Genomic DNA, 18,950 nt, shown 5'->3' with positions numbered 1-18,950 from the left:
ATGAACATCATGACCGAACAGTCCCTTGAGAATGCAGTGGGCGACAAAATGAACGCCAAGTCGAACGAAGTCATCAAGATGCGCGGCGACAAGGTCGGCGTCTTCTACGGCGAGAAGCAGGCGTTGTTCGACGTCAATCTCGACGTCCGCCAGAACCAGGTGACGGCGCTGATCGGCCCGTCCGGCTGCGGCAAGTCGACCTTCCTGCGCTGCCTCAACCGCATGAACGACACCATCGATTCGGCGCGGGTGACCGGCAAGATCACGCTCGATGAAGACGACATCTACGACAAGAACATCGATGTCGTCGAACTGCGCGCCCGCGTCGGCATGGTGTTCCAGAAACCCAACCCGTTCCCGAAGTCGATCTACGAGAACGTCGCCTACGGCCCGCGCATCCATGGGCTGGCCAAGCGCAAGTCCGACATGGACCAGATCGTCGAGCAGAGCCTGAAGAAGGCGGCGATCTGGAACGAGGTCAAGGACCGCCTGCAGGAGCCCGGCACCGGCCTGTCCGGCGGCCAGCAGCAGCGCCTGTGCATCGCGCGCGCCATCGCCGTGTCGCCGGAGGTGATCCTGATGGACGAGCCCTGCTCGGCGCTCGATCCGATCGCCACCGCCCGTGTCGAGGAGCTGATCGACGAACTGCGCCAGAACTACACGATCGTCATCGTCACCCACTCGATGCAGCAGGCGGCGCGCGTGTCGCAGCGCACGGCGATGTTCCATCTCGGCTATCTCGTCGAGGAGGGCGCCACCGACAAGATGTTCACCAACCCCGACGACAAGCGCACCCAGGACTACATTACCGGCCGCTTCGGCTGAGCCGTCCGGCGGGTGAATTTTCAGGCACGAGGACCAAGATCATGGGTGAACATACCGTCGCCTCCTTCGATGAAGAGCTCGGGCAGATCAGCAAGCTGATCCGCGACATGGGCGATCTGGCAGGCTCGATGGTCAGCGGCTCGACCAGGGCGCTGCTCAATTCGGACAATGCGCTGGCACAGCGTGTCGTTTCCGACGACGCCATCATGGATGCGCGCCAGCGCGAACTGGACGACCGCGCCATCACGCTGATCGCCAAGCGCCAGCCGATGGCCAACGATCTGCGCGCCGTGGTCGGCTCGATCCGCATGGCCGGCGACCTCGAGCGCATCGGCGATCTCGCCAAGAACATCGCCAAACGCGTCGGCACCGTGGGCTTGAGCGTCACGCCGCGCGACCTCTCGCACTCCATCGATGCCATGGCGCAACTGGTGCTGATCCAGGTGCAAGGCGTCGTCGAGGAATATGCCGCCACCGATGCGGCAGCTCTTGCAAAACTCAGGAATGACGACGAGCGCATCGACGTCAAATACACGTCCGTGTTTCGTGAGCTCTTGACCTACATGATGGAAGACCCTCGCAACATCACCGCCTGCACGCATCTCTTGTTCTGCGCCAAGAATCTTGAGCGCATCGGCGATCATGTCACCAACATCGCCGAAAATGCGTATTATGTGCTGACCGGCCAGCAATTGCCCGCCAATCGTCCGAAGCAGGACGAGACGGCGATGGCCACGCCGGCCTGATGAGGGTGAACTGCCTATGATCGCGCCACGCATCATGGTCGTGGAGGACGAGGAGCCGCTAGGCGTGCTCCTCCGCTACAACCTCGAATCCGAAGGCTATCACGTCGAGGTGGTGACACGCGGCGACGAGGCCGAGATCCGCCTGCAGGAAAACGTGCCCGATCTCCTGGTGCTCGACTGGATGGTGCCCGCTGTTTCCGGCATCGAGCTCTGTCGGCGGCTTAGAGTGCGGCCCGAAACCGAGCGGCTGCCGATCATCATGCTGACCGCGCGCGGTGAGGAAAGCGATCGCGTGCGCGGCCTGTCCACCGGTGCCGACGACTATCTGGTCAAGCCATTCTCGACGCCGGAGTTCATGGCGCGCGTGAAGGCGCTGCTGCGCCGGGCCAAGCCGGAAGTGCTGTCCAGCGTGCTCAAGGTCGGCGACATCGTGCTCGACCGCGAGTCGCACCGTGTCTACCGCAAGAAGAGCGAGATCAGGCTCGGACCGACCGAGTTCCGGCTGCTCGAATTCATGATGCGCCATCCCGGCCGCGTGTTCTCGCGCAGCCAGCTGCTCGACAATGTCTGGGGCGAGACGATCTACATCGACGAGCGAACCGTCGACGTCCATGTCGGGCGCTTACGCAAAGCGGTCAACAACGGCCGCATGCCGGATGTCATCCGTACCATTCGCGGCGCCGGCTACGCGATCAGGGAAGACTAGGATGCTGCGCGTCGCGCCGTTGCCGGCCATTCAGGCGACATGCTTGCCGGATTTGGCCTGAATGCCCGGCGCGAAAATCTCCTGATCGACGAAGCCGAGCGCGCGCATGGCACAGCCTTCGCGGATCAGCGGCAGCTCGTTGGGCTCGGTGTCGAAGGAGATCGATTTCGAGTGCTGGCCGCCGGCGGTCTGGGCGATCGCTTCGCGCAATGCCGGTTCGATCAAGTCGAAGGCGGCGGCGCTGACGCCGACCATGGCGACGGGTGCCGGATCGATCAGTGCAAACAGGCTGCCGAGGCCGAAGCCGAGCGCCTCACCGGCCTTGCGATAGGCTTCGCGCTCCGGGCCATCGGTTTCGCGGGCGCGCGCGGCGAGTGCGCGCATATCAGCGTCGCCGATATCGACCGGCTCGGCATCTTCGCTCATCATTTTGGCGCTGCGCCAGATGGCGTAGTTTCCGGCATAGGCCTCGACGCAGCCGCGCCGCCCGCAGCGGCAGAGCGCGCCGCCCGGACGGTGGATCATGTGGCCGAACTCGCCGCCCGAGGAATGGGTGCCGGTGAACAGTTCGCCTTTCAGCACCAGCCCCATGCCGATGCCGTGCGACAAGAGGATCGCGATGAAATTGTCGCGGTAGCGCTCGGGCTGGCGCCATTGCAGGGCCACCGCCATCATATTGCAGTCGTTCTCCATGGTGGCAGGAATGCCGAATTCCGCTTCCAACATGTCGGCGAAGGCAATGTCGGTCAGTGGCGTGATTGGCGACCACAGCATGGCCCGCGCCTGCGAATCGGTGATGCCCTGGATGCCCATGGCAATGCGGGCGATGCTCTGGACATCGAGGTCGGGATCCTCAAGCCGCCGCCGGACGATTGCTACGCATTCGCCAATCAGCTCGTCGCGCGGCTTGGTCAGCGTGTCCAGCCGGCGCTGTTCCTCGGCGACGACGTGGCCGGCATAGTCGATGACGGTGACGGACAGGAAATTGAGCGACAGCACCACGGTCATGACCGCCGCCGCTTCCGGGTTGAGGCCAAGGCCGACCTGCGGCCGGCCGCGTTTCAGCGAGCCGGTCTCGCCAGGCTTGCCTTCAATCAGGATGCCTTCTTGAATTAGATCAGACGAGATTGCCGATATCGTCGAATGGCTGAGGCCGGTGGTCGCCGCAATCTCGGTCCGCGACGGCTGGCCGGCCCGGCGCACGGCCGAAATCACCATCGCACGGTTGCGACGGCGCAGATCGTCGTGGCGGATCCCAACCGACATTTGTTTTCCTCCCGGCCTCCTCGCGCCTCATGATAGTGAAGGCGTTCGACGGCACCAGCCAAATATTGGCAGACGCCGGCAGCCCTGTCATTGTTTATTGCGGAGCTCGAAAAAATTCGGCAACGCCATCAGAATCCATCATAATCGATGTTGACAGTGCCTTATCATTGAACCAGTATTTTTTCGAGGCTCGAAAAAATGGAGCCTCTTTGTGCAGGCCTTCGGGCCGGTTTTGTCGCGCCGTGGGCGGCGCAGGGAGGGTTATAATGAACAGATTTGCAGCCGCCATGCTGGCGGGTGTCGCCATGTCGCTGGCGCTGATGTCGGTCGCGCAGGCGAAGGACAAGGTCATCGGCGTGTCGTGGTCGAACTTCCAGGAAGAGCGCTGGAAGACCGACGAGGCGGCGATGAAAACGGCGATCGAAGCCGCCGGCGACAAGTACATTTCGGCCGACGCGCAGTCCAATCCCGGCAAGCAGCTGACCGACGTCGAAAGCCTGATCTCGCAGGGCGCCAACTCGCTGATCATCCTGGCGCAGGACGCCTCGGCCATCGGCCCGGCGGTGCAGAAGGCGCTGGACGAAGGCATTCCGGTCGTCGGCTATGATCGCCTGATCGAGAACAAGGACGTCTTCTACCTGACCTTCGACAACAAGGAAGTCGGCCGCATGCAGGCCCGCGAAGTGTTCAAGGCGAAGCCCGAAGGCAACTATGTCTTCATCAAGGGCTCGGGCTCGGATCCGAATGCCGATTTCCTGTTCTCGGGCTCGATGGAAGTGCTCAAGGAAGCCATCGACTCGGGCAAGATCAAGAATGTCGGCGAGGCCTATACCGATGGCTGGCTGCCGGCCAACGCCCAGAAGAACATGGAACAGTTCCTGACCGCCAACGACAACAAAGTCGATGCCGTGGTTGCGGCGAATGACGGCACCGCCGGCGGCGTTGTCGCCGCGCTGACGGCGCAGGGCCTTGCAGGAACGGTTCCGGTCTCGGGCCAGGACGGCGACCATGCCGCTCTGAACCGCATCGCACTCGGCACGCAGACGGTGTCGGTGTGGAAGGACGCGCGCGAACTCGGCAAGAACGCCGCCGAGATCGCCTCGCAGCTTGCCGATGGCAAGAAGACGGGCGACATTGCCGGCGCCAAGGACTTCACCACGCCTGGCGGCAACACCGTCAAGTCGCTGTTCCTGACCCCCGTCGCGATCACCAAGGACAACCTCAACGTCGTCATCGACGCCGGCTGGATCAAGAAGGACGAAGTCTGCACGGGCGTCGCCGCCGGCAGCGTCGCGGCTTGCAACTGATCTCGACGACTTGAAGAAATGAGGCGCCGCGGCTGTCAAGCCGCGGCGTTTTCTCTACGAGAATTGTGTGTTTCCGCCATCGGCGGCAAACTTCTAGGCTGTGGTCCGGCATCCGCGCAGACGGCAAGCCGCTGGAGGACATCATGACCGACACGACCTCAAATCCGCAGGCCGATACGGCACGAGCGTCTGAACTCGGCGCGGTCGCCCGGTTCCTGAAAGCGACCGAGCTCGACACGCGCATGCTCGGCATGGTCGGCGCGCTGCTGGTCATCTGGGTCGGCATACATATCCTGTCGGGCGGGCTTTTCCTGACGCCGCGCAATCTTTGGAACCTGTCGGTGCAGACGTCCTCCGTCGCGATCATGGCGACCGGCATGGTATTGGTCATCGTGATGCGCAACATCGACCTTTCGGTGGGCTCCGTCGAAGGCGTGATCGGCATGATCATGGGCGTGGCACAGGCCGAATTCCTGATTCGCATCATCGGCTTCCAGCTTGGAAACCCCTGGCTCTGGATCGTCGCGCTTGCCGCCGGCGTGGTGCTTGGTCTGCTGATCGGCGCGTTCCAGGGCTTCATCATCGCCTATATGCAGGTTCCGGCCTTCATCGTGACGCTTGGTGGCCTGCTGGTCTGGCGCGGCATGGCATGGCTCATCACCAGCGGGCGCACGGTCGCGCCACTCGACGCCACCTTCCAGCTGATGGGCGGCGGACCACGCGGCTCGATTGGCGCCGCTGCCAGCTGGATCGTCGGGATCGTCGCCTGCGCGGCGGTCGCCTTCGCGCTGCTCAACGGTCGCTCGCAGCGCAAGCGCTTCAGCTTTCCACTGCGCCCCGTCTGGGCCGAGACCTTGCTTGGCGTGGTCGCTTGCGCGGCCATCCTCGGCGCCGTGTGGATCGCCAATTCCTATCCATGGCCGATCGGCATCGTGCGCCAGTACGCACAGCAGAACGGCATCACCGTTCCCGAAGGCGGGCTGTTCATCGCGCATGGCATCGCCATACCGGTGCTGATGGCGGTGATTGTCGGCATCATCATGACGTTCATCACCAAGCGCACGCGTTTCGGCCGCTATGTCTTCGCCATCGGCGGCAATCCGGAGGCAGCGGAACTCGCCGGCATCAACACGCGCTGGGTGACCATGAAGGTGTTCATGATCATGGGTGTGCTGGCTGCAATCAGCGCGGCGATCTCGTCGGCCCGTCTCAATGCGTCAACCAATGCGCTGGGCACACTGGACGAGCTTTTGGTGATCGCGGCCGCTGTCATCGGCGGCACGTCGCTCGCGGGCGGCGCCGGAACGGTGATGGGCGCCATGCTCGGCGCGCTTCTGATGCAGTCGCTGCAATCCGGCATGGTGCTGCTCGGCATCGACTCGCCGCTGCAGAGCATTGTCGTTGGCGCTGTCCTGGTCATCGCCGTCTGGCTCGACACCGTCTACCGCAAGCGCGTCTAGGGAGGAACGATTATGGAAAAAACTGCTCCCACCGGTACGCCACTGATCGACATGCGCAACATCTCGATCGCGTTCGGTGGCATTCGCGCCGTCGACGATGCGTCCATCGATCTTTTCCCGGGCGAAGTGGTGGCGCTGCTTGGCCACAACGGCGCCGGTAAGTCGACGCTGATCAAGATCCTGTCGGGCGCCTACAAGCGCGATGCCGGCCAGATCTTGGTCAACGGCCAGGAGGCCTCGATCTCCAATCCGCGCGACGCCAAGAAATACGGCATCGAAACGATCTACCAGACGCTTGCGCTGGCCGACAATGTCGACGCTGCCGCCAACCTCTTCCTCGGCCGCGAACTGATGACCGCGTGGGGGACACTCGACGATGTCGCCATGGAGGCCGAGGCGCGCAAGGTGATGGGCCGGCTCAATGCGCGCTTCCAGCGGTTCAAGGAGCCGGTAATCAAGCTGTCGGGCGGCCAGCGCCAGTCGGTGGCGATCGCACGCGCCATCCTGTTCAACGCCCGCATCCTGATCATGGACGAACCGACGGCCGCGCTTGGGCCGCAGGAGACGGCGCAGGTCGGCGAACTGGTCAAGCAGCTCAAGGCCGACGGCATCGGCATTTTCCTGATCAGCCACGACATTCACGACGTGTTCGAGCTTGCCGACCGGGTCTGCGTAATGAAGAACGGCCAGGTCGTCGGCACCGCGCTCACCACCGATGTGACGCAGGACGAAGTGCTCGGCATGATCATCCTGGGAAAGTGCCCGCCCGGCGCCATTCCCGGTCCGGGTGCGCTGAAGATCGCGGCCTGAGACCACGCTATCGTCAGCTGTAATGTTCACTGATGCTCGAGATCGATAAGCCGGCTAAATATGCATGATATGCCAGCTGTCATTATGGCTTGGCCGCGCCATTGTCTTGCCGCGGCGACTTGCCCATAAAGGTCCCGAACCGTCCATGGGCCTGCGTTGAAGAAGTTTTTCCCGATCCTTGCCTTCATTGCCGTTGCACTGATCAGCCTGACGATGGCGGGCTTCGCCTATTTCGCGACCCAGGAAGCGGCGCGCATCAAGTTCGAGGCGACGGCCGACGACGCGCTCAACCGCATCGAAAGCCGTATCGATCTGCATCTGTCACTGCTGCGCTCGACGCAGGCGCTGTTCGACGCCCGCAATGGCGAGATTTCAGGTAGCGAATTCAAGGCCTTCTTCAGCGCCCTCGATGTCGATAACAATTTCGCCGGCCTGCGCGGCATCGGCTATCTCAGGCTGGCCAAGACCGGTGACGAAGCGGCGGTCGAGCGCGACATGTTGCTCGACCGCGGCGCCGCCCACACGGTCTATCCGGACACGACACAGCCATGGCGCACGCCCGTCGTGCTGTTCGAGCCGCTCGACCCTGCCAACGAATCCACCATCGGCTACGACATGTTCACCGAGCCGGTGCGGCGCGAGGCGATCGAAAAAGCGATGGCCGATGACGCACAGCACGCAAGCGGTCTGGTCCAGCTCGGCCAGGACACTGGCGCGGCGCAGACCTTTACCGGTTTCCTGGTCTTCGTCAGGCTCAATGTCGAAACCGCGCCGGATGGTATCAATGCGTCCAGATCATCGACATCAGGCCTTCTCTACGCGGCCTTCCGCGCCCGCGACCTGTTCCAGACCGCGCTCAGCCGCACGCCTTTGCTGCCGGTCAACACCGCGGTCTATGACGGCACGGCCGACGCCGACAATCTTCTGTTCCAGTCGGAAACGCCGCCGGTTGCGAGCTTTGGCGACAGGCTGTTGGTGACGCGCAAGATCATCGTCGCCGGTCGGCCGTGGACGGTGCTGTTTCGGCCGACAAGTGCATTTTCGCAACCGTCCTCGCGCGCCATTCCGGTCATGCTCGGGCTGTTCGGCCTGCTTCTGGCCGGGGCCATCGCGTTGGTGGCGCGCTACCAGGAGCGCGCCTACGACGCCAAGTCGCTGCTGCATGAAACGACGGAAAAAAGCCTGCTCGAAAAGGATTTGATGCTGCAGGAGATGAAGCATCGGATCAAGAATTCGATCACGCGGGTGCTGGCGATTGCGCGCCAGACGGCAGCGCAAGCAACCGACGTGAAGGAGTTCTCAACTTCCTTCTCAGCCCGCCTGCAGGCAATGGCGGCTTCCCAGGATATGCTGACGCGTTCGCGCTGGCAGAAGGCCGATCTTGGCGACCTGCTGCGCATCGAGCTCGGCCAGGTGTTCGGCAAGGAGCTTCCGGAAGGGATATTGTCAGGGCCTCAGGTGCTGCTCGACGAGAGGACGACGCAGGCGCTTGGCCTGACCTTTCACGAACTGGCGACGAATGCGCTGAAATATGGCGAGGCCGGCAATTCCGTGGGTGCGCTCAAGGTCGACTGGTCGTTCGAGGGGCGCGGGTCCGAGCGGATGCTGGTTCTGAACTGGCGCGAGGCCGGGCAGAAGGAACTCGAAGCGCCGGCGAAGACCGGCTTCGGCACCAAGCTGATCGACCTCAATGTCACGCGCGAATTGCGCGGCACGATTGCCCGAGATTTTCGCATCGATGGGCTTACGGTGGAAATCAGGATCCCGCAGCCTGATGCAGTCAAACAAACGGAGACCGGCTGACCGGTCTCCGTCGCGATTGTCTGACGCTTTTGAAGCGGATCAGCAGCGAGCGGTGTAGAGCCGGCCGCGATTGTCGCGATACTGGCAATAGCCGTTGCGCAGGTTGCGCACCAGCAGGCCGGAACCGGCGCCAACGGCTGCGCCGATCAGCGCACCCTTGCCGCCGCCGATCAGTCCGCCGGCCAAAGCACCGACACCGGCGCCGACACCGACATCCTGCTCGGTCGTGCTGCAGCCGCTGACGGCGACCACCGCAACCATGGCAATAATCAATTTCCGCATAGAATCTCTCCTCACTTTTGTCCTCACTTTAGTAAGCTCCAGCCGCTATTTAGCACGAAACAGCAGCCTTTGCCCGCTCGATCTTATTGTTGGCTAAGAGAGTCTTTTTCGCGGCGCGTGGCGTTCGACGCGACCACGACACTGGAAATCTGCAAAGACGCGTCGAGGGTGCCGTCCGGGCGCACGTTCCAGACGATCTGGTCGTAATCATCCTCCAGCGCGGGGTCGACCGTAAGACATTTGGCAACGACGTGCTCGGCCTGACCCTGCACGTCGCCGGCAGCGAATGGACGTTCTGCCGTGCATGCTTCGGCGGTTTCGAAAACACTGACCGGCACCGGCAGTTCACGACATTCGGTCATGTTGTTCGAACAGCCAATTACCAAAAGCAAAGCGGCGATGTGTTCCACGGCGATACGTCCTCTCGCCATAAGAACGGTCCACAGCCGTCAAAGTTCCTGTGCCGAAAGGGGCGTTAATAATTCGTCGGCTACGAGCTGGACAGCTTCTGAGCCAGGCTGCTTGGGAGCAGCGTGAACCTGAGCATCTGGCTCAGGCCAATTGCGACGCCACGATCAGCACAACAGCGGCGACGAGCGCGACAGCGGCGAAGCGAAGCAAGGGGTGCCAGGCGTGCTGCAAAGGCGAGGCTGAAGCATCAGGATCCTGAAAGCCGCTCATCGAGACCCGCGCGGCCTGCTCCAGCCTGTTCATATCGGCCACCGTCATGATCATTCCTCCCATACTTGCGTTGCAGGCCGCGGCCGAACATCGGTTGAATCGGTCAAGATCCAGCAATCTCTGGGAACCACAGCATCGGATTTTATGGTGAACAGCCGGTTAAGGAATCCCGCCGCTCATTCGGTTTCGAAATTGCCGTGCGGAACCACCAGGCGATATTCGAGGCGGTCACTGGTGATCTCCAGCGTCGCCGTGCCGTTCAGCGATGCCGGCACGACACGTTCAAGGGCAACGCTGCCGAAGCGTTTCTCGGTGCGCCTGTTATCATTGGCGACAATGGCCTCGACCCAGGTCAGCGACAAAGCCGGCTTGTCTGCGGCCTCTGCGACGTTCGACAGATCGGCGGTTACCTCGACAAAGCCGTCCGGCCGCGCCAGGGCGCCGTAGCTGAATGAATTGACGGCGAGTTCGTGCATTGCCAGTCCAATATGAATGGCCGCGTTGGGATTGAGGTAGGGGTTGACGCCATTGAAGCGCAGGCTCTGCGCGGGATCGGCGCCGTAGCGAACGACCTGGCCGCGGATAAGCTCGCGAAGTGCTGCACCCCGCCAGTTCGACGACGTAACCAGATCCTGGGAGGAAGCCAGTGACTGCAGGCGGCCGCGAAAGCGCTTCAGGAAATCGTCGGGTGTCTCGGAATAGCGGCCGGTCTGGGTGGCAATACTCTGGATGATGGCCAACAGGTTCTTGGAGCGGTGGCTGACTTCGCGCAACAGCGTCTTCAGCGTCTGTTCGCGGCGTTTCTGCTCGGTGGTTTCCACCATCGTGGTGACGACGCCCTGCACGTCGCCGCGATGGCCCCGATCGGCATCGACCCATACCTGGAACCAGCGCATGCCATCACCGGTGGGAACACTCAGTTCAAGGCGTTCCGGATTGCCGGAAGCGATCACATTGCTTTTGGCGGCGGCGATTTGCTCAGCTTGCGCCGGTGGCAACGCGCCGTTGCTGTCGGCTGTGTCGGAAACCCACGGCGCACGCATGTTGCGGGCCCATACAGTCTTCAATTCACGATCCTGATAGAGGACGGAAATGCCGGCATTGTGCAGAGCGTGAAGCAAGGCCCGGCCAAGCTGCATTCCGCTTTCAGCCGGGTGCAGTGCGATCACCTCGTCGCCCTGTCCGCTCTCGCCTCCGCCAATGGAACGCATCAATCACCTGTCCACCTGATCAGGACCGAACGATTCACTTGGACTCAGTTCCTGAGTAGGTCCCCAGAAAAGGTCCGCCGGACGATGTCCCGTTGGAGGACATCGCCCGGCGGTGGCTGGAAACCGTTTGAGGGGTGCGGCTTCCAGTGTTCTTCGCCCGCTCCTACGATGCCCGTCTGAACAGGCCGGCCAGAAGCGAGATGACGAGGAAGGCGAGAAAGATGAAGAACAATATTTGCGCGATACCGGCCGAGGTACCGGCGATGCCGCCGAAACCAAGCGCGCCGGCGATGATCGCCACGACGAGAAATACGAGCGCCCAGTAGAGCATGATCTGTCTCCTTCCGATACTGGATCAAAAACGTGAGTGATTGCTGTTTGTTCCACCATTTGCCGAAAAAGAAAGTCTTTGGAAGAGGCCCGGATGCGAATTGATTCACGCGCGTGCGTCCCATACGGAGCGACGGGCAGCCGCCGATCGCCAGGTTAGGCGATCGCCAGTGCCGGCAACGCTGCGAGGCGGCGAAAAGTTGGAGATTGAAGGCCCTACTTCACGCGGCGGCCTTGGCCTGCCGGTCGAAGAACAGCGCTTGGCTGATCAGCGCCTTTACCATGTCGGGATTGAACGGCTTGGTGACGAGGAAGGCCGGTTCAGGCCGCTCGCCGGTCAGCAGACGTTCGGGGAAGGCGGTGATGAAGATTACCGGCACCGAAGTCGACGACAGGATTTCGTTGACCGCATCGATACCCGAGCTGCCATCGGCAAGCTGAATGTCAGCCAGCACCATCTTCGGCCTTGTCTTGCCGAACATCGCCACCGCCTCGGTATGGGTGCGCGCGGTTCCGACCACGTGGTGGCCGAGGCTCTCGACCATTTCCTCGATGTCCATGGCGATCAGCGGCTCGTCCTCGATGATCAGCACATCGGTCGCCACCTGGCGAGAGATCTCGTTGCTCGCCTGGGCAAGCAGTTCGGAGAATTCCTTGGCGTCGACATCGAGAATTTCAGCTGCCTCGTCTTCACCGAAGCCTTCGACCGCGACCAGCAGGAAAGCCTGGCGTGGCCGTGGCGCAATGGCGTTCAGATTGGCGGCGGCGCGCTGCTCCCATGCCGATTGCGCCTGCTCCTGCGGAACGCGGATGGCAATGGAGGTGAACAGTTTGGCGAATACCTTATAGAGCGCGATGCGGTCGCTTGACGCTTGCGGGAAGATGTCGACGTCGGCGATGATGGCTTCGAGCATCGCGGCTACCAGCGCATCGCCACTCTCCTGCGATCCGGATACGGCGCGTGAAAAGCGGCGCAGGAACGGCAGGTGCGGAGCGATGGTTGCGGAAAGGCTCATGGTAGACGTCTCCCTCAGATGACGTGATTGCATAGATTGCAGGTCAAGCTGATTGCAAGCCCCAACACCCAAACGCGGGTTTTGCGAAAAAGTTCCGACACTTGTGGAACGAAACTGCACGGGCGACGTTTGTGGTGCGATGGGCAACCAGACGAGGGGGCCGCTTTGCGTTGTGTAATGGGGCGGCTCGGGGCGCTGGATTTAAGGGCGAAATGAAGGACATGAATAAAGAAACGCTGGCTGGCGCCGCTGACAGGCGCCGGGCCAATTCCGGCGACCCGCTCGGGGCGAATTCGGAAATTGGCCGTAAACTCAAACAGTATTATGACGAACTGGTCTCGGACAATGTGCCGGATCGCTTTGCCCAGTTGCTCAGCCAACTGGAAAAGGCCGAACCCGCACAGAAGAAGGACTGAGGCATGGCAGCTGTCTCACAAGGGTTCAAGACCGACCTGCTCGGCTCGATCCCGAGCCTGCGGGCCTTTGCCGTGTCGCTGACGCAGAATGCCGACAAGGCCGACGATCTGGTGCAGGAGACGCTGGTCAAGGCCTGGGACAAGCATGAGAGCTTTCAGCCCGGCACCAATCTCAAGGCATGGCTGTTCACCATCCTGCGCAACGAGTTCTATTCCCAGATGCGCAAGCGCGGCCGCGAGGTGCAGGACAGCGACGGCATCATGACGGCCAGGCTTGCCGTTCATCCGGCTCAGCACGGCCAGCTTGACCTCAAGGATTTTCGCGGCGCGCTCGAGCAACTCCCCGAGGACCAGCGCGAAGCCATCATCCTCATCGGCGCTTCAGGCTTTTCCTATGAAGAGGCCGCCGAAATCTGCGGCTGTGCGGTCGGAACGATCAAGAGCCGGGTCAGCCGGGCCCGCACGCGGTTGCAGGAGATCCTCAAAATCTCCGGCGAAGACGAATACGGGCCGGACGCGATCTCGTCCCAGGTGACGGGTTCAAACGCTGCCTGACGGCGGAGGGCCCGTTTGCGGGCCTGGGCTCTCTACACATACGCATCGAAGATATCTCAGACTGGCGCGCGGCCGCAGGCCGCCGCCAGAGCCTCGACGAGATCGGTCCCCGAATAGGGCTTGGTGACCAGGCGGATGCCGGGAAAAGACCCTTTGATCTCATCGGGGTCCGAATAGCCGGAGGCAAAGACAAACGGCAGGCCCGATTGGCGCAACCGCGCGGCAAAATCGAGTGTGGACGTTCCGCCCAGCATGAGGTCCACGATAGCGGCGTCGAACTCGCCAACGACCTTCTGCTCATCGATCTCGGCCAGAGCGCGGGCAATCACTACGTCGTTCGCGCCATGGTCGCGGCAAAGCTGCTCGACATCCATGGCGATCAGGAATTCATCCTCCAAGACAAGAATTCGCAATCCCTCAAGCAATGGCGGCACTTGGCAATCTCTCCTCAATTCTTGCAGCATCGGGTACAGTGACTCCAGTCAACCGCATCGCGGACCTTGGGGGATCGGTCAGGCCTTAATCCGAAAAGTTCGCCCACCGGCTCTACTCCACAAGCGGGCTTCGAATTCGCCTCAGTGGAGTGTAGCGAGTCATGATCGCTATTTGCCATCCTGTCATTTAAAAAAGACATGCCATCGGCAGCGGAACCGCGGCCTTGCAAAAGCGTAGCACTCAGTCTCTGGCAAGAGACGTTCGAAAGAGGGATCGAAATGTCTGGCCAGAATGGTCGTTCGTTTTCCAGCCGTCAGTACCCATGCGAGATCTGCCCGCTTCGGCCATTGCCGGTGTTCCGGGAATTCGAGAAGCAGGAGCTTGCCTATGTCAGCATGTTCAAGAAGGGCGAACTGGCCGTCGACAAGGGCGCCACAGTGCTGGTCGAAGGCAGCCAAAGTGCTCATCTCTACACCGTGCTTTCGGGCTGGGCCTTCCGCTACAAACTATTGTCGGACGGCAGGCGCCAGATCCTGAACTACTCCATGCCCGGCGATCTTATCGGGCTGCAGGGCAGCCTGATGGGCGAAATGCAGCACTCGGTCGAGGCGCTGTCGCCCATGCTGTTGTGCGTCTTCGAGCGTGAAAACCTGCACGAGCTCTACCGCAACCATCCGGGCCTTGCCTACGACATTACCTGGCTGGCGTCGCGCGAGGAGCGCATGCTGGACGAGAACCTGCTCAGCGTCGGCCGGCGTACGGCGGTCGAGCGCACCGCCTATCTCATTGCCTTCATCGCCAGCCGCGCGGCGGCAGTCGGGCTCAACGGCAAGGCGCCGGTGCAAATCCCGATTACCCAGCAGCATGTCGCCGATACGCTCGGCCTGTCGCTGGTCCACACCAACAAGACGATCCGCAAGCTCATCGATCGCAAGCTGATCGCCTGGCGCGACGGCGGTTGCGAAGTGATCGACGGGGAGGGGCTGAAGGATCTCGCGCGCTGGGAGGGCCTAAGCGAAGGCCGTCGGCCGCTGATCTGACAGGCAGGCCTCCATCTGGGGCTGGACTCGCACTTGCAAACACCCTTTCATGGATACGGTCTCCGATTTCGGAACCATGACGTGTGTCGGGCGTTTGAAGCCAAGCAAACGCAAGGAGTTTAGAATGGCAACTGCCGCAGGAAAAACCGCCAACGAAAGTCAGACGAACGCCGACCTGGAAGCCGACATTCGGCAGTTGAAGGCGGATATCGAAAAGTTGACCAAGCAATTGGCCAAGACCGGCGAACATGGTTACGGCACGGCGCGGCGCGCTGCTGCCGAAGGCGTCGACCAGTTGCGCGCCCAGGGTGAAGCCGTCTTCGACAGCCTGCGTGGCAACGCCAAGGATCTTGAGGCCCAGATCACGGCCAATGTGCGCGAGAAGCCGGTCACTTCACTGGCGATCGCGGCCGGCGTCGGCTTCCTGTTTGCGCTTCTTGCCCGGCGCTAGTTTCGACAGAGATGGGCATGCTGGCACCGCTTATCTCGGCCTTGGCCTCGGGTGAAGCCATTGCCGCCATGCGCCGCGCGCGCACGGCGGCAATCGTCTACGGGCTCGCCGCCGTGGCTGCCCTGTGCGGCCTCGGGTTTCTCCTGGGGGCGGCCTACATCTGGGCGGCTGACCGTTATGGCTCGATGGCCGCCTGTCTTGGCTTCGCCGCTGGTTTCCTGGTACTGGCCGGGCTTATCGTGCTCATTCATCAACTTGCGGCTGGAACGCGTGCACGCCGACGTGCGCGAAGGCGCAATGCCGACCTGAAGGCGCTCGGTATCACCGCGGCGCTTGCCGTGCTGCCGGCCTTGCTCAAGGGGAAAGGCGGGAAGGGCGTCATTCTCGGCCCGATGATCGCGCTCGCGGCCTATGCCATCTACCGCGAGAACGTCAAACCGGATCCGGGCGATCCAGACAGCGAAGCCGACTAAAGCGCGTCGCGCTGATACGCTGTTCCCGGGAAAACCGCTTCGCACTTCTGAAATTGCTTTAAGCCGGCAGATCTTCAAGCGGCATCGATATTTCGGCGAACACGCCTTCGCTGCGGAATTCGTGGGTCACTTCGCTCGACAAAACCTTGGCGAGGCTGCGGCGGATCAGGATAGAGCCGAAGCCCTGGCGTTCCGGCGGGTCGACTTTCGGCCCGCCGCTTTCGATCCAGGTCAGCACAAGGCGGTGCGCGCCTTTCTTGCCCGCCGCCTTCCAGTCGACATCGACCTTCCCCGAGCCAACCGACAGCGATCCGTATTGCAGCGCGTTGCTGGCCAGTTCGTGCATGATCAGGCCGAGCCCCACCGCCTGGTCGGGCGAAAGCAGCAGCTCCGGACCGGAGATCACGATGCGCGGCCGTTCTGCCGAATCGAACGGCTTGACCTCGATCTGCATCAGTTCGCGAATACCGATGCCGCGCCATTCGCGATCCGACAGCAGGTTATGGGCAGCGCCCAGCGCCTGCAGCCTGGCGCCGAAGGCTTCCAGGAATTCGCTTGGGCGGCGAGCGTGGCGAACGGTCTGCGTCGCCAGCGCCTGCACCGTCGCCAGCGTGTTCTTGACCCGATGGTTGAGCTCGCGCAGCAGCAGCCTTTGCCGGTCCTCGCCGAGCTTGCGTTCCGAGATGTCGTAGTTGACGCCAAAGATAAGCGTCGGCTTGCCTTCGCCGTCGCGCTCGATGACGCGGCCGCGGGTGACTATCCAGCGCGGCGGATCGAAGCCTTTGACCCGGTATTCGCCGAAATAGTCGTCGCTGCCGGTCAGGGCATCGCGAAAGCGCGTCTCGGTCTGGTAGACGTCGCGCGGGTCGATGGCGGCCAAAATGTCGCGCGCCCGCAGCCGGTTCGAACGCGGCAGGTTGAACAGCTCCGACAAACGCACGTCGCATTCGATCATGTCGGTGCGGATATCCCAGGCCCAACTGGCGAGCGAGGCGGCATCGAGCGCTATGGCTCGGCGCTTTTCCTCCTGCGCCAAAGCAGCCGTGGCAATGGCGCCGCTGCGGGTGGCGTCCTTGAGGGTAAACAGGCTGGCGGCGAGGCTGGCCAGCGATTTCAAATGATCGAGCGCGGCAGCGGACGGAAGTTCATGCGGCTCCCGGTCGAATACGCACACCGTACCGACGCGCGCGCCGGCGACCACCATCGGCGCGCCGACATAAAAGCGGACATGGTGTTCGCCGGTGACCAGTGGGTTGCGGGAGAAGCGAGGGTCGATGCTGGCATCCGGCACCACCATGGGCTCGTCGCCGGCGGCAATGGTATGGGCGCAGAACGATATGTCGGTCGCGGTTTCGGTCTCGTTGAAGCCGACACAGGATTTGAACCACTGTCGTTCGGTGTCGAGCAGCGTGACGAGCGCGATCGGCGCCTGCATCACGGCTGCGGCAAGGCCGGTGATGCGATCGAAGTCGGGATCGGAGTCGGTGTCGATCGCGTCAAGCCTATGCAGTACGGCAAGCCGCTCCGGCGCCGCCACAGCGCGGCGGACCTCAACCGGCAAACCAGCCTGCTTCGCCACCTTGCTATCCACCAAGCCCCCTCGCTTGCAGGCCCCACCTGCGGCGGCGCGCATCTCGCGCGGCCGTCGTCGCGCGCCGGAACTTTTGTAGCAAGCAATCGTTACCCCACCATGTTTCGCCGGCGATGGTTTTATCCACCATCCCGGTTGCGCGATAGGAACGCCGCCAATGACCAAGATCGCCCCTGAAAACAAAGCCCGTCAGGGGCGGTGGGGTTGGCACGGCCTGCGCATATTGGTCGCCGCTTTGCTCCTGGCTTTCATTGCTTGGGGAGCGGCCGAGATTTATGGCCAAAAGATCGATCCAGATACCCCTGAAAGCCAGGGGCAGCCCACCGGCCAGAGCGCGCCGGCCAACCAGAGCGCGCCAGCCGGCGAGGGGCAGTCGGGCGGCTAGGGTTTTCCGCGTCATTCGTAATCGCATCAGGCGGCCTTCGCCTGGGCGGCTTGCGCCGGAACCAGGACGTTCAGTGCGCCAGGGTGGATCTGGATTGTCGTTTCGCGCTCCAGCTTGACCAGTTCGCCGTCGATGACGGCGCCGAATTTCTTGCTCCCTGTATGGATCTTCACGATTGCCTTGTCGGCCTGATGAGTTTCGACATGATCGCTGTCGCGCCACCTGCCTCGAGCCATGTCGAAGAGCGCCCTGACCAGCTCGCCACGCTGCCGCGCCACGGTGACATAGATGCCGAGCACGCCGCCGGCAGGATTGTCGGCATAAGGCAGATGGCCTTCGCCAAACAGATTGTTGGAAATGCCGATGCCGCTGATGCGGGTCACGATCTCGGCTTCGCCGACCGTCAATGTCACCTTCATGGCGGGAGGATTGTTGATCGTAGTCCAGGCGGCCTTGGCCGAAGCGCGAATCTTTCCCAGGCGCGAGGCGAATTCCATATTGTCGCGCAGCTTCACCATCCTGGCGTGCAGGCCGATCGAGAACTGATGCACGAACGGCCGGCCATTCGCGCTCGCGATATCAACCGCCATGATCTCGCCGTCGGCAAAGGACTTCAGCGCGCCATCGATGGTCTGCGGAATTCCAAGGCCGCGGGCGAACAGGTTCATTGTTCCTGCAGGCAGGACGGCCAGCGCCTTCTTGCCATTCATCAGCCGCCCCGCGGCGGCCGAAATGGTGCCGTCGCCGCCACCGGCCAGCACGACGTCGAAGTCGCGCCGCGCGGCGACCTTGTCGAGCGCCGCGACAATCTCCTTGCCGGCGACGATGTCGATCTCGATGGAGTGACCAGCCGCCTCGAGCGTCTGGCGCATCCGGTCGGTTAGCGCTGAAAGATCGGTGGTCCGCAAGGTGCCGCCGTCCCGGTTCAGCACCGCTGCAAATCGCATGCCCCACTCCGTATTCTTTAGCGGCCGGAATGCCAGCCGCAGGCTGAAACGGGCAAGCTTGGGAAAGGTTCCATCGGCCGGGTGGGAATGTCGGGCGATTCCGCGGACTTGCCCAGAGTATTTCGATGCTCCCGTTTTTTCGGAACAAGCGCCTTGTCACAACGTTGTGATCCCATTGGAGGCGCCGCCTTCGGTCTCCCGGCAAGTGGTTTGC

23 protein-coding genes are annotated in these 18,950 nt (G+C 62.4%); 13 read left to right on the top strand and 10 right to left on the bottom strand.

The annotated features are described in order from the left end of the window. The 3 genes from pstB to phoB are packed head-to-tail and all read left to right on the top strand — an operon-like array spanning nt 1 to nt 2,277. Nucleotides 1-825 (top strand): phosphate ABC transporter ATP-binding protein PstB, encoded by an 825-nt coding sequence (gene pstB, locus NKI64_RS01875; protein WP_023670110.1) that lies wholly within the window; start codon nt 1-3, stop codon nt 823-825. Nucleotides 826-866: 41 nt separating this feature from the next. Further along, a complete protein-coding gene (phoU, locus tag NKI64_RS01870) occupies nt 867-1,571 on the top strand; it encodes a phosphate signaling complex protein PhoU (RefSeq protein WP_023670109.1) in 705 nt (234 codons plus the stop codon). A 16-nt stretch (nt 1,572-1,587) separates the two neighbouring features. Further along, nucleotides 1,588-2,277 carry a phosphate regulon transcriptional regulator PhoB gene (phoB, locus tag NKI64_RS01865; protein WP_031193203.1) on the top strand — a complete coding sequence of 230 codons (690 nt, stop codon included), beginning with the start codon at nt 1,588-1,590 and terminating at the stop codon, nt 2,275-2,277. Nucleotides 2,278-2,307: 30 nt separating this feature from the next. Here phoB and NKI64_RS01860 read toward each other — a convergent pair whose 3' ends face one another. Then, on the bottom strand, nt 2,308-3,543 hold the full coding sequence (locus tag NKI64_RS01860; protein WP_352666314.1) for an ROK family protein: 1,236 nt from the start codon (nt 3,541-3,543) through the stop codon (nt 2,308-2,310). A 266-nt stretch (nt 3,544-3,809) separates the two neighbouring features. On the opposite strand from NKI64_RS01860, the gene xylF reads away from it, so the two are divergent. From xylF to NKI64_RS01840, 4 genes are all read left to right on the top strand, one after another. After that, nucleotides 3,810-4,850 carry a D-xylose ABC transporter substrate-binding protein gene (xylF, locus tag NKI64_RS01855; protein WP_023683968.1) on the top strand — a complete coding sequence of 347 codons (1,041 nt, stop codon included), beginning with the start codon at nt 3,810-3,812 and terminating at the stop codon, nt 4,848-4,850. Nucleotides 4,851-4,993: 143 nt separating this feature from the next. Continuing rightward, entirely contained in the window at nt 4,994-6,310 is a 1,317-nt protein-coding gene (locus tag NKI64_RS01850) for a sugar ABC transporter permease (protein WP_352666312.1), read from the top strand. 12 nt (nt 6,311-6,322) lie between these two features. Next, nucleotides 6,323-7,120 (top strand): ATP-binding cassette domain-containing protein, encoded by a 798-nt coding sequence (locus NKI64_RS01845; protein WP_352666310.1) that lies wholly within the window; start codon nt 6,323-6,325, stop codon nt 7,118-7,120. 156 nt (nt 7,121-7,276) lie between these two features. Then, on the top strand, nt 7,277-8,923 hold the full coding sequence (locus tag NKI64_RS01840; protein WP_352666308.1) for a CHASE domain-containing protein: 1,647 nt from the start codon (nt 7,277-7,279) through the stop codon (nt 8,921-8,923). 39 nt (nt 8,924-8,962) lie between these two features. Here the strand turns inward: NKI64_RS01840 and NKI64_RS01835 are convergent, their stop codons facing one another. The 6 genes from NKI64_RS01835 to NKI64_RS01810 form a co-directional block, all read right to left on the bottom strand. After that, nucleotides 8,963-9,205: a YMGG-like glycine zipper-containing protein gene (locus NKI64_RS01835; RefSeq protein WP_023670102.1), complete on the bottom strand. Its 243-nt coding sequence runs from the start codon at nt 9,203-9,205 to the stop codon at nt 8,963-8,965. Nucleotides 9,206-9,288: 83 nt separating this feature from the next. Further along, entirely contained in the window at nt 9,289-9,615 is a 327-nt protein-coding gene (locus NKI64_RS01830) for a hypothetical protein (RefSeq protein WP_023670101.1), read from the bottom strand. Between the two features lie 142 nt (nt 9,616-9,757). Further along, a complete protein-coding gene (locus NKI64_RS01825; RefSeq protein WP_023690108.1) occupies nt 9,758-9,934 on the bottom strand; it encodes a hypothetical protein in 177 nt (58 codons plus the stop codon). 128 nt (nt 9,935-10,062) lie between these two features. Next, nucleotides 10,063-11,097 carry a sensor histidine kinase gene (locus NKI64_RS01820; RefSeq protein WP_023670099.1) on the bottom strand — a complete coding sequence of 345 codons (1,035 nt, stop codon included), beginning with the start codon at nt 11,095-11,097 and terminating at the stop codon, nt 10,063-10,065. A 163-nt stretch (nt 11,098-11,260) separates the two neighbouring features. Then, nucleotides 11,261-11,428, bottom strand: coding sequence for a DUF1328 domain-containing protein (locus tag NKI64_RS01815; protein ID WP_023670098.1), 168 nt, complete (start codon nt 11,426-11,428; stop codon nt 11,261-11,263). Nucleotides 11,429-11,648: 220 nt separating this feature from the next. Continuing rightward, nucleotides 11,649-12,443: a response regulator gene (locus tag NKI64_RS01810; RefSeq protein ID WP_023670097.1), complete on the bottom strand. Its 795-nt coding sequence runs from the start codon at nt 12,441-12,443 to the stop codon at nt 11,649-11,651. Nucleotides 12,444-12,655: 212 nt separating this feature from the next. Here NKI64_RS01810 and NKI64_RS01805 point away from each other — a divergent pair, with 212 nt between their 5' ends. Both NKI64_RS01805 and NKI64_RS01800 read left to right on the top strand, forming a co-directional pair. Further along, nucleotides 12,656-12,859 (top strand): NepR family anti-sigma factor, encoded by a 204-nt coding sequence (locus tag NKI64_RS01805; RefSeq protein ID WP_023670096.1) that lies wholly within the window; start codon nt 12,656-12,658, stop codon nt 12,857-12,859. A 3-nt stretch (nt 12,860-12,862) separates the two neighbouring features. Further along, nucleotides 12,863-13,414: a sigma-70 family RNA polymerase sigma factor gene (locus NKI64_RS01800; RefSeq protein WP_023670095.1), complete on the top strand. Its 552-nt coding sequence runs from the start codon at nt 12,863-12,865 to the stop codon at nt 13,412-13,414. Nucleotides 13,415-13,470: 56 nt separating this feature from the next. Here NKI64_RS01800 and NKI64_RS01795 read toward each other — a convergent pair whose 3' ends face one another. After that, nucleotides 13,471-13,788, bottom strand: a complete 318-nt coding sequence (locus NKI64_RS01795; protein WP_050485906.1) for a response regulator — start codon at nt 13,786-13,788, stop codon at nt 13,471-13,473. Between the two features lie 339 nt (nt 13,789-14,127). On the opposite strand from NKI64_RS01795, the gene NKI64_RS01790 reads away from it, so the two are divergent. The 3 genes from NKI64_RS01790 to NKI64_RS01780 all read left to right on the top strand — a co-directional run bounded on the left by NKI64_RS01790 (nt 14,128) and on the right by NKI64_RS01780 (nt 15,813). Further along, the gene (locus NKI64_RS01790) at nt 14,128-14,889 is read left to right on the top strand and encodes a Crp/Fnr family transcriptional regulator (protein ID WP_023670093.1); all 762 of its coding nucleotides are present in this window, start codon (nt 14,128-14,130) and stop codon (nt 14,887-14,889) included. Nucleotides 14,890-15,013: 124 nt separating this feature from the next. Then, a complete protein-coding gene (locus NKI64_RS01785; protein ID WP_023670092.1) occupies nt 15,014-15,340 on the top strand; it encodes an ElaB/YgaM/YqjD family protein in 327 nt (108 codons plus the stop codon). Between the two features lie 11 nt (nt 15,341-15,351). Beyond that, complete coding sequence (locus NKI64_RS01780) at nt 15,352-15,813, top strand: hypothetical protein (RefSeq protein ID WP_023683962.1); 462 nt, start codon at nt 15,352-15,354, stop codon at nt 15,811-15,813. Between the two features lie 58 nt (nt 15,814-15,871). On the opposite strand, the gene NKI64_RS01775 is transcribed toward NKI64_RS01780, so the two are convergent. Continuing rightward, nucleotides 15,872-17,446: a sensor histidine kinase gene (locus NKI64_RS01775; RefSeq protein ID WP_084627206.1), complete on the bottom strand. Its 1,575-nt coding sequence runs from the start codon at nt 17,444-17,446 to the stop codon at nt 15,872-15,874. A 115-nt stretch (nt 17,447-17,561) separates the two neighbouring features. Here NKI64_RS01775 and NKI64_RS01770 point away from each other — a divergent pair, with 115 nt between their 5' ends. Further along, the gene (locus NKI64_RS01770; protein WP_023683960.1) at nt 17,562-17,789 is read left to right on the top strand and encodes a hypothetical protein; all 228 of its coding nucleotides are present in this window, start codon (nt 17,562-17,564) and stop codon (nt 17,787-17,789) included. Nucleotides 17,790-17,815: 26 nt separating this feature from the next. On the opposite strand, the gene NKI64_RS01765 is transcribed toward NKI64_RS01770, so the two are convergent. Next, nucleotides 17,816-18,736: a diacylglycerol/lipid kinase family protein gene (locus tag NKI64_RS01765; protein ID WP_023701350.1), complete on the bottom strand. Its 921-nt coding sequence runs from the start codon at nt 18,734-18,736 to the stop codon at nt 17,816-17,818. Nucleotides 18,737-18,950: the final 214 nt, after the last annotated feature.

The sequence above is a fragment of the Mesorhizobium sp. M0478 genome (assembly GCF_040321305.1).
In the GTDB taxonomy this organism is placed as follows: Bacteria; Pseudomonadota; Alphaproteobacteria; order Rhizobiales; family Rhizobiaceae; genus Mesorhizobium.
The sequence above is the reverse complement of the archived record's forward strand: the minus strand, read 5'-3'. Positions and strand labels throughout refer to the sequence as shown.